We start from the raw sequence: 14,372 nt of genomic DNA on the forward strand, positions 1-14,372 counted from the left end.
AATTGCGTGGGAGCGGCGCCCGAAAGCGCCGCTCCTGTCGGCCAAGGCCTCAGTAATTGTATGCGCGCTCGCCGTGATCGGTGATGTCGAGGCCCTCTCGCTCCTGATCGGGCGCCGGGCGCAGGCCGATGACGAGATCGACGACCTTATAGAGGATCGCCGAGCCCACGCCCGACCAGATCAGCGTCGCGACGACGGCGGTGACCTGCGCGATCATTTGCGCCACGAGGTCGTATTTGCCGGCGTAGCTCTCGGCGATGTTCGTATAGTCGGTGATGCCGACGCCGCCCAGCGCGGGGCTGACCAGCAGGCCCGTCGCCAGCGCGCCGGTGATCCCGCCGATGCAATGCACGCCGAACACGTCGAGCGCGTCGTCATAGCCGATGGCGTTCTTCACCTTCGAGACGAAGAACAGGCAGATCGGCGAGACGATGAAGCCCAGCGCCAGCGAGCCGATCGGACCCGCAAAGCCCGAGGCCGGCGTCACCGCAACAAGGCCCGCCACCGCGCCCGAGATCAGGCCCAAAAGCGAGGGCTTGCCCTTCGTCGCCCATTCCGTCAGCAGCCAGGAAAGCGCCGCCGCCGCGGTCGCCACCATCGTGTTGACGAAGGCCAGCGCCGTCGTGCCGTTCGCCTCGAGGTTGGAGCCCGCGTTGAAGCCGAACCAGCCGACCCACAGCAGCGAGGCGCCGACCATCGACAGCGTCAGCGAATGCGGCGGCAGCGCTTCCTTGCCATAACCGATGCGCTTGCCGACCATGATCGCGCCGACAAGGCCCGCGATGCCCGCGTTGATGTGAACGACCGTGCCGCCGGCGAAGTCCAGCGCGCCCACGCCCTTCATCCACGGAGCCAGGCCGCCCGCGAGCCAGCCGACCGAGGAGGTCGCCGCGTCGATCTTGGCCTGCGCCGCCTGCTTCGCCGCATCCGTCGTCGCCGCCGCCAGCTCCGCCGCCGCATCGACGATCGCATTCGGATCGGCAACCGCCCAGACCCAATGCGCGATCGGGAAATAGATCACCGTCACCCACAGCAGGATGAAGACGAACACCGCCGAGAACTTCATGCGCTCCGCAAAGGCGCCGATGATGAGCGCCGGCGTGATCATCGCGAAGGTCATCTGGAACACGAAATAAGCGTATTCCGGAATGACGTGGCCCGGCGTGAAGGTCGGCGACACGGCGTTCGCGTCGACGCCCTTGAGAAACACCTTGCCCAGCCCGCCGATGACCGCGTTGAGCGCGCCGCCGTCGCCGAAGGCGAGCGAATAGCCGTAAAGCGTCCACAGCACGCCCACGAGCGCCACGATCGTGAAGGTCTGCGTGAGGATCGAGGCCATGTTCTTGATGCGAACGAGGCCGCCGTAAAACAGCGCCAAGCCGGGAATCGACATCATCAACACCAAGGCGCTCGACGTCAGCATCCAGGCCGTGTCGCCCGGATTAGGCGTCGGCGAACCGGCTAACGCCGGAGACGCAGCGCACAACAGCAGCAGCGAAGCGCCCGCAACGGCGGTCCGACGCAAATTTTGAAGCGGGCGAATGCTCATGGTTTTCTCCTGGGAGGTCTGAACGGAACGTGTCATCAAAGCGCATCCTGGTCGGTTTCGCCGGTGCGCACGCGCAGCGCGCTCTCGATCGGGGTGACGAAAATCTTGCCGTCGCCGATCTGACCGGTGCGCGCCGCAGCGGAGATCGCCTCGACGGCTTTGGCAGCCAGCTCGGAAGCGACAGCGACCTCGATCTTCAGCTTGGGGAGGAAGCTCACGGCGTATTCGGCGCCGCGGTAAATCTCGGTGTGCCCTTTTTGTCGGCCGTAGCCCTTCACTTCAGTCACCGTCAGCCCGTGCACGCCGATGCTCGTCAACGCATCTCGAACCTCATCGAGCTTGAACGGCTTTATGATCGCAATCACCAGTTTCATCTGATTTTCCCGTCTTGGCGTTGGATCGAGGTTGGAGCCCCTAGCCAACGAAGCCTGTGGCGCGGCCCCAACGCCGCCGAGCCGTTGACTACAAATGCCGTGCCAGCGGGAGATGAGCCTGATTTGCAGGCGCCTTCGCCTTTGCCATGGCATTTAGGACTGTAATCTACCGACTCTACGCCTATTCCTTGCCACAACCCGCTTGTTGGGTAAGCAAAAGGCTAAAATATAGGCGCCAAGAGCCGTGACGGAGGCGGCGCGCCTAGATTAGGCGCCTCGCCAGCGACGACGCGGCGATTGACCGGGAGGGCCGCATGGAGCAGAGAGCGGGCGCAGTTGGAAGGGGATGGGATTTTCGAAGTCATGTCCACGAAGGCGACCATTACGCTGTGCGCTGACGACTATGGGCTCACTTACGGCGTGAGCCGCGGCATCCTCGAGGCGCTCAAGGCGCGGCGCCTCTCTGCCGTCTCCGCGCTCGTCACGGGGCCGCGCTGGCCGGCGCTCGGCCATGAGCTGATGCGCGGCGGCTTCGACGCGGATATCGGGCTGCACCTCAATCTCACTCTCGGCGAGCCGCTCGGATCGATGCCGCAATTCGCCAAGCAGGGGGTTTTCCCGCCCATTCGCGAGCTGGTGCGCGCTGCCCGCCAGGGCAAGCTGCCGCTTGCGGAGATCCGCGCCGAAATCTCCCGTCAGCTCGACCGCTTCGAGGCGGTGATGGGGCGCCCGCCGGACTTCGTCGACGGCCATCAGCACGTGCAGGTTCTGCCCGACATTAGAGATGAGCTGCTGGAGGAGCTCGCCCAGCGGGGACTAAAAGGCCGCTGCTGGCTGCGAGATAGCGGCGACGCGCTTGCGCGCATTCTGGCGCGCGGCGCGCAAATCAAGAAGGCGTTGCTCCTTCGGTATCTCTCATCGGATTTCGGTCGCGACGCGGCCCTCGCCGGCTTCGCGGTCAACCAGGGTTTTTCGGGATTTTCGGATTTTCGTCCTGGCGAAGACTATGCGAAATTATTCAAGTCCTATTTGCGGGCGCGCGGACCGCGGCATCTCATCATGTGCCACCCCGGCTATGTCGACGACGAGCTGCGCGAGCTCGATCCGGTGACGGTGACGCGCGAGCAGGAGCTCGCCTTTCTACTCTCACCCCGCTTCGAGGCGGCGCTCGCCAAGAAGCGCTTGCAGCTCGGCCGGCTCTCGACCGCCGTCTAGATCACGCTGTTTCAGGCGGAATCGCCCGAACCCAGAAAACGTGATCGGTTCTAAAAGTTTAGAGCGCGTCTCCCGCTCGAACGGAATCGTTCGAGCGATAAGGAATCGTGCCAAATCAAAAGTTTGGAGCATGTCCTGACCGGAAAACCGCTTCGCACTTTTCCGGCACATGCTCATAAGAGAGTCCCGAGCCAAGGAGGCGCCCGCATGTCGCAGCAGGACGACCACGCTGACATCCCCGTCCTGCCGCCCTTGGTCCCGGCGGCGACCATCCTTCTCGGACTCGCCTTGCAGTTCCTGTGGCCGATCGGCTTTCTTCCCGGAGACAGCGGAAACTGGTTCGGCTGGCTGCTGCTTGCGACGGCGCTTAGCTTCGCTGGCTCGGCCGCGTGGGAGATGAAGTCCGCCAGGACCCACGTCCACGCGTTCAAGCCCGCGACGAGTCTCGTCACCGGCGGCGCTTTCGCGTTCAGCCGCAACCCTATCTATCTCGCAATGGCGGCGGCCGTCGTCGCGATCGCGGCTCTCGCCAATTCCTTGTGGTTCCTGCTGTTGGCGGGCCCGACCGCGCTCGCCTTGCAGAAAATCGCCATCGAGCCGGAAGAGCGCTATCTCGAACGCAAGTTCGGGAGTGAATATCTCAATTACAAGGTGCGGGTGAGACGCTGGTTGTGAGGCGCACAGCCTCGGCGCCGCAGTGTCCGTACCCGTCATCGCGAGCGCCGACAACTTTAAGCGCCATCACATGGCGCGCTCTCCCGAGCCTGAGACGAGCGCCGGCTTCTCCCGATAAAGGGCTGGAAACAAGCGCTTGAGCGCGGCGATCTTCGGCAGATCGTTGTAGACGATATAAGGATGATCGGGATTTCGCTCGAGAAAATCCTGATGATAGGATTCTGCCGGGAAGAAGCTCTTGCCCGGCTCGAGCGTCGTGGCGATCGGCGCGGGGAAGACCGCCGCGGCGTCGAGCTGCGTCAGATAGGCCCTGGCGATGTGCGCTTGCTCGTCGCTCTGCGGGAAGATCGCGGATCGATACTGGCGTCCGGTGTCCGGCCCCTGGCGGTCCAACTCCGTGGGATCGTGGACGACCGAGAAGAAGATCTGCAGGATCTTTCCGTAGCTGATCTTTGCCGGATCGAAGCTGATGCGCACGGCTTCAGCGTGTCCCGTGTCGCCGCGACCGACCACCGTGTAATGCGCGGTCGTCTTGTCGCCTCCCGCGTAGCCGGAGACCGCGCCGGTCACCCCCGCGACGTGCTGGAAGACGCCCTGCACGCCCCAGAAGCAGCCGCCGGCAAGCACAGCCGTCTCGCTCGTCGCCTTTGGAGCTTCTCCCGCGGCCACAGGCGCGGGCAGCGCACGGGACGGTTCCGCGTCGCTGGGCGCCGGGCTCGCGGCGAGGACGCTCGCCGCCACGGCGAGAATGCAAATCCCCTTCCCCGCGACCCGGCGAAAGCATCTGCTGGTCATGGTCTCTCCTTCCTCTTTTTCCTCTTTGGCGGTCTCGAGCGGGTCGAAAAGCTCGAGCCCAGGCCTCAAGCCCCGGCCGGTTTGAAGACGAGCGCGACGCCGTTCATGCAGTAGCGGAGCCCGGTCGGCGGGGGACCGTCGTCGAAGACATGCCCGAGATGACCGCCGCAGCGTCGGCAATGCGCCGAAGTGCGCAGCATGCCGAAGGAGCGGTCGGACTCCGTGCCGACGGCGCCGTCGAGCGGTCGCCAGAAGCTGGGCCAACCCGTGCCGCTGTCAAATTTCGTTTCGGAGGAGAAGAGATCTCGCCCGCATCCTGCGCAGGCGAAGACGCCGGGACGATGCTCGTTCAAGAGCGGGCTCGTGAAGGGCCGCTCCGTGCCGGCCTGTCGCAGCACGTCGAATTGCTCGGGGCTGAGCATTTTTCGCCACCCGGCCTCGGTGCGCTCGACCTCGAGCCTCTCCCCTGCCCGCAACGCCCTTGGCCCGGTGATCCAGAATAGGCTCCCACTCACAGAAAGAAGCATCTTGCGGCGCGTCGTCATCTCGGCCTCCAGGCTCGTCAGGATCGGCTTCGAAAGAGACTTCGCGATCGCCAGGCCGGGCGTTACACGGCAGAGACAACGACCGAACGGGCGTCTCCTTGCTACGTTCTAGCTATGAAAAGGAGCGCTTCGCTTCGGCGCGCATCTTGCGTCGCGTCGAGCCGGCGTGACAAACTCGATCGATTGATGACGTTCTGCAATTTCCACATTGCAGAGTCCCGCGGCTGTCCTTTCGCTGGATCACGACACATATTCAAATTTGTAAGCTGCCCATCAAAGCGATGACGTAGTGAAGCGCATCGCATAGATTCAAACGGCGCGACGATGGGAGCGCCGAGTCGCGTTAGCCTGTGAGCCGGCGCTCGTGTCGAGATCCGGTTCGAGGACGGGAAAGCGGTCACGATGACAAACACTCAGCTTCTCGCCGACTTCGCTCAATCCTATCGGGAGCGCCAACCGACAGAGATGTCGCTCGAGGCTTATCTTGATCTGTGCCGTAACGATCCCGGAGCCTATGCGACCGCGGCCGAGCGGATATTGAAGGCGATCGGCGAGCCGGCGCTCATCGACACCTCGAAGGATGCGCGGCTCGGCCGCATCTTTATGAACCGGACCATCCGCGTTTATCCGGCCTTTAGCGAATTCTTCGGGATGGAAGAAACGATCGAACGCATCGTCAGCTTCTTCCGTCACGCCGCGCAGGGTCTCGAGGAGCGCCGACAGATTCTTTATCTGCTCGGTCCGGTCGGCGGCGGCAAATCGTCGCTGGCCGAGCGGCTCAAAGCGCTCATGGAGGTCAATCCGATCTACGTGCTGAAGGCGGGGCAAGAGATCAGCCCGGTTTTCGAAAGCCCGCTCAGCCTCTTCAATCCGGCCGACACCGGACAGATTTTGGAGGAGCGCTACGGCATCCCGCGGCGCCGGCTTGGCGCGCCGATGAGCCCTTGGTGCCTCAAGCGATTGGACGAATTCGGCGGCGAGATCGCGAAGTTTACCGTGGTGAAACTTTCGCCCTCTCGCCTTCGTCAAATCGCCGTCGCCAAGACCGAGCCCGGCGACGAGAACAATCAGGATATCTCGTCGCTTGTCGGCAAGGTGGACATTCGTAAGTTAGAAGCGCATGCGCAAGCGGACCCCGACGCCTACAGCTACTCGGGAGGCCTCAACCGCGCGAACCAGGGCCTCCTCGAATTCGTGGAGATGTTCAAGGCGCCGATCAAAATGCTTCATCCGCTCCTGACGGCCACCCAGGAGGGCAATTACATCGGCACGGAGAACATCGGCGCCATTCCCTTCTCCGGCGTCGTCCTGGCGCATTCGAACGAGGCGGAATGGCAAGCTTTCAAGGCCAACCGAAATAATGAAGCCTTCGTCGACCGCATTTACGTGATCAAGGTGCCCTACTGCCTGCGCGTGACCGAGGAGCAGCATATCTATGAAAAGCTGCTGAAGGGCTCCGAGCTTGCGGAAGCGAGCTGCGCCCCGCACACCTTGGAGATATTGGCGCGGTTTTCCGTCCTCTCGCGGCTGATCCCGCACGCAAATTCGACCCTCTTCTCGAAAATGCGGGTCTACGACGGCGAAAGCCTGCGCGAGATCGAGCCGCGTGCGCGAAGCGTCATGGAGTATCGAGAAGCGGCCGGCATGGACGAGGGCATGACGGGACTTTCCACGCGCTTCGCTTTCAAGGTTTTAGCCGCAACCTTCAACCACGACACCGTGGAGATCGCGGCGGATCCCGTCCATCTCATGTATGTGCTCGAGCAGTCGCTCAAGCGCGAGCAGCTTCCCGCGGAAACGGAGCAGCGCTACCTGGAGTTCATCAAGGCCGACCTTGCGCCGCGCTATGCGGAATTCATTGGCAAGGAGATTCAGAAAGCCTATCTCGAATCCTATCAGGATTACGGCCAGAACCTGTTCGATCGATACATTGACTATGCCGACGCATGGATCGAAGACCAGGATTTCAAGGATCCGGACACGGGACAATTGCTGGATCGGGAGCTGTTGAATCAGGAGCTGACGAAGATCGAGAAACCCGCTGGAATCTCGAATCCTAAGGATTTTCGAAACGAGGTGGTCAAATTCGCCTTGCGTTGGCGCGCCTCCAACAAGGGTCGCAACCCTTCCTGGGCGAGCTATGAGAAAATTCGCGAGGTGATCGAGAAAAGAATGTTCTCACAAGTCGAGGATCTCTTGCCCGTCATCAGCTTCGCCACAAAAAAGGACACCGAGACAGAGAACAAGCATGGCGAATTCGTCAGTCGAATGGTCGCGCGTGGATACACCGAGCGCCAGGTGCGGCGCCTCGTGGAGTGGTACATGCGCGTCAAACAAGCGAATTAATCGGGATGCGGCGACGGGGAGCCGCGACTGTGCAGGCGCCGATCTATGAAGGACACGATGCGCATTGTCGACCGCCGGCTGAACCCACAGGGCAAGAGCTTTGAAAATCGTCAGCGCTTCCTTCGGCGGGTGAAGGACGCTCTCGAGCGCGCGGTGCGCGAGGCCAGCCGCGACCGGGCCATCGGCGACCTCGAGAAGGCAGGCGAGATCGCGATCCCCGCGAAAGGGGCGCGAGAGCCGGTTTTCTCCCATACGCAAGGCGCCAGTCGCGATCTGATCCTTCCCGGCAATCGAGAATATGTCGAGGGCGACCTCATCGACCGCCCGAGCGGCGGCGAGGGAGGCGGCGCCGGTCCCGGTCTCGGCGGGCAAGGAGGAGAGGACAGCTTTCGCTTCATGCTCACGCGAGAAGAGTTTCTGAGCATTTTCCTGGATGATTTGGAACTGCCTCAGCTCGTCAAACGGCGGCTCTTTGGCGCGGAGGCGCACGGGATTCGACGCGCGGGCCATACGAAGACCGGCGCCCCGGCGAACCTCTCGCTCGGACGAACCATGGAGATGTCACTCGCGCGCCGCATCGCCTTGAGAAGGCCGCGAGGCCACACGATCGAGCGGCTGGAGCAAGAGCTCGCGGCGGCGGAGGCGCAAGGAGAGCAGGTCGATCGGATTCAAAGAGAGCTGGAGGCCGCCCGCGAGCGACGCGTTCGCATCCCCTACCTTGACCCCGTCGATTTACGTTTCCGCCGCTTTGAGCGCTTTCCGAAGCCGGTCGCGCAAGCCGTCATGTTCTGCCTGATGGATGTCTCTGGTTCGATGACAGAACATATGAAGGACCTGGCGAAACGCTTCTTCATGTTGTTGCATGTGTTCCTCACACGCCGCTATGAGCGCGTCGAGCTGGTTTTCATCCGGCACACGGACAAGGCCCAGGAGGTGGACGAGGAGACGTTCTTTCGCTCCACCGAAACCGGCGGCACGTCCGTCTCGTCGGCCCTGATTGAAATGGCCCGCATCATCCAGGATCGCTTCGATCCGGCGAATTGGAACATCTACGCCGCGCAGGCCTCCGACGGCGACAATTTCCCGAGCGATAACGGACCGACGCTGGCCTTGCTGCAAGAGACGATCCTGCCGCTATGCCAGTATTACGCCTATGTCGAGGTCGCTCCTCCCAACGTCGACACCTCCGGCTCCGCAGGACAAGAAAGCCAAAGCTCCTTGTGGTTGACCTATGCGAAGCTGCGAAGTGAAAAGACCATCTTCCAGATGCGGCGTGTCGCGCGTCGCGACCATATCTATCCGGTGTTCCGACGACTGTTTCAGCGCCGCCAGGTCAGCGCCGAGGAGGCCTCGGGATGACAGACGATCGACTTTTGTTTGAGGGAAATGATTGGGATTTCAGGACGATTCAGCGGATTCACGACGCCGTTGCCAAGATTGCAGGCGATGAGCTTGGTCTCGACACATTTCCAAATCAAATCGAAGTGATCACAGCCGAGCAAATGCTCGACGCTTATGCGTCGACGGGCATGCCTATATTTTATCGTCACTGGTCATTTGGTAAGCATTTCGTGCAGCACGCGGACATATATCGTAGCGGATTGCAAGATCTTGCCTATGAGATCGTTATCAATTCAAGCCCTTGTATAAGCTATATCATGGAAGAGAACACTGCCACCATGCAGGCTCTCGTCATCTCCCACGCAGCTTTTGGGCACAATCACTTCTTCAAGAACAATTATCAGTTCCGCCAATGGACGGATCCCGCCGGAATTCTGGATTATCTCACCTACGCCAGAGGTTACATCGCGAAATGCGAGGAACGCTACGGCGAAATGGAGGTGGAGCGCCTGCTCGACGCCGCGCATTGCCTGAGGCCGCAAGGGGTGCAGCATTATCCGCGCAAGAGGGCGCTGGATTTACGTTCCGAGGAAAAGCGGGACCGCGACCGCATGCAGGAGCGGGAGCGTCTCTATAACGACCTGTGGCGAACCGTCCCCAGGCCTTCACGTCAAGTCGCGCGCAAGCCGCTGGATCGGCAGCGCGCGATGCTCAGCCTCCCGCAAGAAAACATCCTCTATTTTCTCGAAAAGTTCGCGCCGAGACTGCAGCCGTGGCAGCGTGAGGTGCTGCGCATCGTTAGGCTGATCGCCCAGTACTTCTACCCGCAGATGCAGACCAAGGTCATGAATGAAGGCTGCGCAACCTACTGCCATTACCGCATCATGACCACGCTGCACGAGACAGGGCAGATCAGCGACGGGAGCTTTTTCGAATTTCTGCGATCGCACACCAACTCCATCCGTCAACCGACCTGCTACGACCCCGTCTACAGGGGGATCAATCCCTATGCGCTCGGCTTCGACATGATGAGCGACATCGCTCGCATCGTGCGCCAGCCGACGGAAGAGGATCGCGCGTGGTTTCCCGAGATCGCCGGGAAAAGCGACGAGATGGCGGTGCTTCGCGACATCTGGGCCAATTACCGAGACGAGAGCTTCATCAGCCAGTTCTTGAGCCCGACCCTCATGCGCAAGTGGCGGCTCTTTCACATCGTCGATGAGGAGGACGCGCCGAAATTGGAGGTGACGGCAATCCATAATGAGCGCGGCTATCACGACCTCAGGCGGAGCCTCGCCGCGGAATACGAGGTCGGTCGCCAAATTCCCGACATCCAAGTCGTGGATGTGGATCTGAGCGGCAACCGCAAGCTCATCATGCATCATCGGGTGGTCGAGGGCAGGCTTCTGGAGATCGGCGCCGCGTCCCTCGTCCTCAAGCACCTCGCCGACATATGGGGATATGAGGTTTTGCTCGAGGAGATCGACGCGGCCACCGAACAGGTCATAAAATCGCATCTGGCGTCGCCAGCGCCGCGTTAGCGCCTTGTTGGTAAGGCGACCTCAGATGTTGGCCTCGAGCCTATGGCAAAGGTTCCGGAGCGGACTATGTTAAGGCTGCCGCCAGCGTTGGCGCGGGCGCATTCAAGAGGCGACCATGCACGTCACAATCGAAGCCGCCGGAGCCGCTATTCAGGCCGCACGCAAACGAGCCATGGAACTCAAGACCGAGCATGGACGCGGCTTGGGTCGGCAGCATCGACATCGCCATCAAGAAAGCCAGGACCGCCGTCTTCTTTGGTATGCCGACAGGCCAGATCGGCGCATTGTCGCAACCGGGAGGCTCCCTTTTCGGAATTGAACATTCCAATGGCGGCCTCATAACTTTTCCCGGCGGCCTTCCCATCGTCGACGAAGCGGGGGTGCTCATCGGAGCAATCGGCGTGAGCGGCAGCACGGTCGAAAACGATCACGCGGTCGCACAGGCCGGCGTCAGCGTCGTCGGGGTCAGCGACCTGCCGGCGCATCCCTGGCGCACTTGAGTCTCCAAGCGCGCTGTCCTACTCGCCGCGGCGGTCCGTCAGCGTCTCCAGAAAGGCCGTGATCGCGTCGATCTCCTCATCGCTGAGACGAGGCTTCTGGCCGGGCTTGCGGTCGTAGGGGACTTCCTTGACATTGACGTTGGCGCGGAATTTCGCGGGCAGATCGTCGAATTTCTGCACCTTGCCCTTCGCATCCTTGGGGTACCAGCGCTCGGGATTGGTGTCGCGCGTCGCGTAAAAGGCGACGGCGTCGCGCAATGTCTTCATCGATCCGTTGTGGAGATAGGGCGCGGTCAGCGCGACATTGCGCAGGCTCGGGACCTTGAAGGCGCCGCAGACGCTCTCGACGTCGAAATGCTTCGGCGCGAGGGCGGCGAGCCCCTCGCGCTTGCAGAGACCGAGATCGAAGCTCTTCGGATCACCGTTGGCGGGAATGGCGTGGTTGCGCGGCGCGCCGAGCGAATCATAGGTGAAGTCCGTGAAGAGCCAGTCGGAAGGCTCCTTCGACTCTTCCTTGCCGTCGTGACAGGCGAGGCAATTGCCTTTTTTCTTGTCCTTGAACAGCTCAAAACCCTTCGCCTCCTGCGGCGTGAACTGCGCCTTGCCGCGCAGCACCTCGTCGAAACGCGAGGAGAAGGGACGAAAGACCTCGGTGCGCTCGAAGGCGGCGATCGCCTGAGTCAGGCGATCGAACGCCTTGTTGGGATCGTCGAAGACATTCGCGCCGAAGACTTCGCGCATGAGCGGCGCGTAAGGACCGTTCTTCACCTTCTCGACGACGGCGGCCTTGGAGGGATTGGCCATCTCGACCGGATTGAGCAGCGGGCCGCCCGCCTGCTCCTCGAGATCTGCTGCGCGGCCGTCGCGGAACTGCCCGCCCGCGGGAGTCTTCTCCATGCGGCCGGTTGTCTCATCCTCCTTATCGATGAAGCCGAAGGGCGGCGCGAAGGCGGCATAGGTGAGCCCCGGCGGCTTGCGCACGCCAAACGAGCCCGGCGGCGCGCCCGCGGCCACGGCCGCGATCGACGAACCGTTTGTCCCTGAAAAGGCGCGCGCGGGATCGTGACAAGAGGCGCAAGCGACGCCTTGAGGCTCGGAAAGACTCTTGTCGGAAAATAGCAGCGCGCCCAGTTTCTCGATCGGCAGCTGCGCGCTCTGAGCAGCGACGGCTGCGGAGGCGAGGCAAAGGCTCGCCCAGCAGCAGGCGGCGAGGAGCAGAAATGCGAAGCGAGCTTTTGGCGACGACGCCATCATCTGTCCGTGACTGTGGCTTCCTGCGGGCGGCAACGAGCGGCCAGCCTTTTATCAATAGGAAGCGCCGACGAGCCTCGTCAAACCCGTTTTTTTGGAGAAATTCCAGATTGCATAAGAGGATGGGATTAGCGCGCGTCCCGCTCGAGCGATAGGAATTGCGCCACATCAAAAACTCAGAGCATGTTCCGGAAAACCACTTCGCGCATTTCCGGAACATGCTCTGAAGTCGGCGAGCGCGGAAACGCTCATGCGCGCGACGCTGCGCGAAAGGCGATGAGGATGAAGACACTATTGGCGCTGGCTCTCATCTTCGCGACCTCCGCTGCCGTGGCGCAGGAAAAGCTCAAAATCGCTTTTTTCGGCTTCGAGATGATCAGCACGTCGGACACGCCGGCGAGCGAGGCCGAGCGTCTTCGTCTCGCGCGTCTCGACATCGTGTTCGAGGAGATGTTGAAAGCCTCGGGCCGCTTTGAGATCACGCCCATTCCCGAGGAGCTTGCGGCGAAGATCGCCAGAGAGATCAAATTCTCGACCTGCAACGCCTGCGAGGTCGAATTCGCGCGCGAGATCGGCGCCGATGTTGCAGCATTTGGCACGGTGCAGAAGGTGAGCAATCTCATTCTCAACGAGAACCTCTACATGCGGCGCGCGGATGGCGCGCCCTTCTTCGCCCACAGCGTCGACATCCGAGGCAACACCGACGAATCCTGGGAGCGCGGGCTGCGCTACATGCTGAAGAACCACCTTTTCGTAGGACGCTAAAGCGCATGCCGGAGCTTCCCGAAGTCGAGACCGTGCGCCGCGGCCTCGCAAAGGTTTTCGAAGGCGGCGTCTTCGCGAAGGTCGAGCTCGCGCGCGGCGATCTGCGATTTCCCTTTCCCAAGAATTTCGCGGCGCGCCTCAAGGGCCGGCGCGTCGAGGCGCTGGACCGGCGCGGCAAATATCTTCTCGCCCGGCTCGACGACGGGGCGAGCCTGCTCATGCATCTCGGCATGAGCGGCTCCTTTCGCATCGACCACGGCGGGCCGATCGGCGACCCCTATATCCCGCGCGGCCGCAATCCGGCGCATGATCACGTGATCTTTCGTTTCGAAAGCGGCGCCAGCGTCACCTACAATGATCCGCGCCGTTTCGGATACATGCTGTTGCTCTCGCCAAAGGAGCGCGAGTCGCATCCGCTGCTGAAAAACTTAGGCGCAGAGCCCTTGAGCGCCGAGTTGAACGCCGCGGCGCTGGCCAAAACGCTTGCCGACCGCAGCGCGCCGCTCAAGGCCGCGCTCTCCGACCAGAAGACGATCGCGGGCCTCGGCAATATTTACGTCTGCGAGGCGCTGCATCGCGCCGGCCTGTCCCCGCTGCGCGCGGCGGGAAGCCTCGTCTCGAGCTCTGGTCGCGCGACGGCGGCGCTGACGAAGCTCACGCGCGCAATCAAGGAAGTGCTCAGCGAGGCGATCGAGGCCGGCGGCTCGTCGCTGCGCGATCATCGCCAAACCAATGGCGATCTCGGCTATTTCCAGCACAGCTTCCGCGTTTACGACCGCGAGGGCGCGGCCTGCCCGAAAAAAGGGTGCAAGGGCACGATCGCGCGGATCGTGCAGGCCGGGCGCTCCACCTTTTATTGCCCTATGTGCCAAAAATAGATGCGAGATCTGCCGCATCGGGGCGCTCAGGAGTCCTGACTGAGCCAGGCGCGCGCTTCCCCCGACTCAGGGACGGTGAACACCCTAGTCGCTTTGGGCAGCACAAAACCGAACAGCTGGACCAGCTGCTTGATCCACGCAACGTCGGTGACGACGGCGATCCGCTTCCAGCGGTTGAGATGCCGCATACCGATCCAGAAATCCTCCCACATCGCTCCCGGCGAGATTCCCGAAAAATCGGGCGCGATCTCGTAGTAAAGCCGCAACCGTTCATGGGCCTTCAGCGCCCGCTCGACCGCAGGCGCGACCACTTCGTCGTAGTCGGCCTTATTGACGAATCCGTTGCATCTGACCGCCAGCGCATCGGCGGGAAAACCTTCCAGCGTCTCAATCATCGTGGCGCTCCTTTTCCCCCGCCCTTAAATGTTTTGGGAGAGGAGCGCGTCAACGGTCCTGCATGACGAGACCCCGACGCCAAGGCCCATAAATCTCGGCTCGACGAAGGCCACGGCTGCGAAATCCTCATAGCAAGCTTAAGCCGGGCGCCGCGTAACGTTAGGGCGCTTTCAGGCGAAACTGAAGCTAAGAAGCGTCTCC

At 62.0% G+C, this 14,372-nt stretch carries 13 protein-coding genes and 1 pseudogene; 8 read left to right on the plus strand and 6 right to left on the minus strand.

The genetic code is table 11. The annotated features are described in order from the left end of the window. Window positions 1-49: 49 nt before the first annotated feature. Both QMG80_RS16250 and QMG80_RS16255 read right to left on the minus strand, forming a co-directional pair. Window positions 50-1,549: an ammonium transporter gene (locus QMG80_RS16250; protein ID WP_085770134.1), complete on the minus strand. Its 1,500-nt coding sequence runs from the start codon at window positions 1,547-1,549 to the stop codon at window positions 50-52. Between the two features lie 35 nt (window positions 1,550-1,584). Beyond that, window positions 1,585-1,923: a P-II family nitrogen regulator gene (locus QMG80_RS16255; protein ID WP_085770135.1), complete on the minus strand. Its 339-nt coding sequence runs from the start codon at window positions 1,921-1,923 to the stop codon at window positions 1,585-1,587. 363 nt (window positions 1,924-2,286) lie between these two features. Here QMG80_RS16255 and QMG80_RS16260 point away from each other — a divergent pair, with 363 nt between their 5' ends. Then, window positions 2,287-3,138, plus strand: a complete 852-nt coding sequence (locus QMG80_RS16260) for a ChbG/HpnK family deacetylase (RefSeq protein ID WP_085773437.1) — start codon at window positions 2,287-2,289, stop codon at window positions 3,136-3,138. 207 nt (window positions 3,139-3,345) lie between these two features. Next, entirely contained in the window at window positions 3,346-3,813 is a 468-nt protein-coding gene (locus QMG80_RS16265; protein WP_085770136.1) for a methyltransferase family protein, read from the plus strand. A gap of 66 nt (window positions 3,814-3,879) precedes the next feature. On the opposite strand, the gene msrA is transcribed toward QMG80_RS16265, so the two are convergent. Together msrA and msrB are read right to left on the minus strand one after the other, a co-directional pair. Next, window positions 3,880-4,608, minus strand: a complete 729-nt coding sequence (gene msrA, locus QMG80_RS16270; protein WP_085773438.1) for a peptide-methionine (S)-S-oxide reductase MsrA — start codon at window positions 4,606-4,608, stop codon at window positions 3,880-3,882. Between the two features lie 65 nt (window positions 4,609-4,673). After that, window positions 4,674-5,153, minus strand: coding sequence for a peptide-methionine (R)-S-oxide reductase MsrB (gene msrB / locus QMG80_RS16275; protein ID WP_085770137.1), 480 nt, complete (start codon window positions 5,151-5,153; stop codon window positions 4,674-4,676). A gap of 402 nt (window positions 5,154-5,555) precedes the next feature. Between msrB and QMG80_RS16280 the strand changes: the two genes are divergently transcribed. From QMG80_RS16280 to QMG80_RS16295, 4 genes and pseudogenes are all read left to right on the plus strand, one after another. Further along, window positions 5,556-7,499, plus strand: a complete 1,944-nt coding sequence (locus QMG80_RS16280; protein WP_085770138.1) for a PrkA family serine protein kinase — start codon at window positions 5,556-5,558, stop codon at window positions 7,497-7,499. 57 nt (window positions 7,500-7,556) lie between these two features. Further along, window positions 7,557-8,858, plus strand: a complete 1,302-nt coding sequence (locus QMG80_RS16285) for a YeaH/YhbH family protein (protein WP_085773439.1) — start codon at window positions 7,557-7,559, stop codon at window positions 8,856-8,858. After that, window positions 8,855-10,381 (plus strand): SpoVR family protein, encoded by a 1,527-nt coding sequence (locus QMG80_RS16290; RefSeq protein WP_085770139.1) that lies wholly within the window; start codon window positions 8,855-8,857, stop codon window positions 10,379-10,381. Before QMG80_RS16285 ends, QMG80_RS16290 begins: the two co-directional genes overlap by 4 nt. A 115-nt stretch (window positions 10,382-10,496) precedes the next feature. Then, window positions 10,497-10,881 (plus strand): annotated as a pseudogene (locus tag QMG80_RS16295) (GlcG/HbpS family heme-binding protein). 18 nt (window positions 10,882-10,899) lie between these two features. Here QMG80_RS16295 and QMG80_RS16300 read toward each other — a convergent pair. After that, a complete protein-coding gene (locus QMG80_RS16300; RefSeq protein ID WP_085773440.1) occupies window positions 10,900-12,132 on the minus strand; it encodes a cytochrome-c peroxidase in 1,233 nt (410 codons plus the stop codon). Between the two features lie 282 nt (window positions 12,133-12,414). Here QMG80_RS16300 and QMG80_RS16305 point away from each other — a divergent pair, with 282 nt between their 5' ends. After that, window positions 12,415-12,897: a DUF3280 domain-containing protein gene (locus QMG80_RS16305; protein WP_158658556.1), complete on the plus strand. Its 483-nt coding sequence runs from the start codon at window positions 12,415-12,417 to the stop codon at window positions 12,895-12,897. Between the two features lie 5 nt (window positions 12,898-12,902). After that, window positions 12,903-13,775, plus strand: a complete 873-nt coding sequence (gene mutM / locus QMG80_RS16310) for a bifunctional DNA-formamidopyrimidine glycosylase/DNA-(apurinic or apyrimidinic site) lyase (RefSeq protein WP_085770141.1) — start codon at window positions 12,903-12,905, stop codon at window positions 13,773-13,775. Window positions 13,776-13,801: 26 nt separating this feature from the next. Here mutM and QMG80_RS16315 read toward each other — a convergent pair whose 3' ends face one another. Continuing rightward, complete coding sequence (locus tag QMG80_RS16315; RefSeq protein ID WP_085770142.1) at window positions 13,802-14,170, minus strand: SpoIIAA family protein; 369 nt, start codon at window positions 14,168-14,170, stop codon at window positions 13,802-13,804. Window positions 14,171-14,372: the final 202 nt, after the last annotated feature.

Origin of the sequence: Methylocystis bryophila (assembly GCF_027925445.1) — a bacterium.
GTDB classification, from domain to species: domain Bacteria; phylum Pseudomonadota; class Alphaproteobacteria; order Rhizobiales; family Beijerinckiaceae; genus Methylocystis; species Methylocystis bryophila.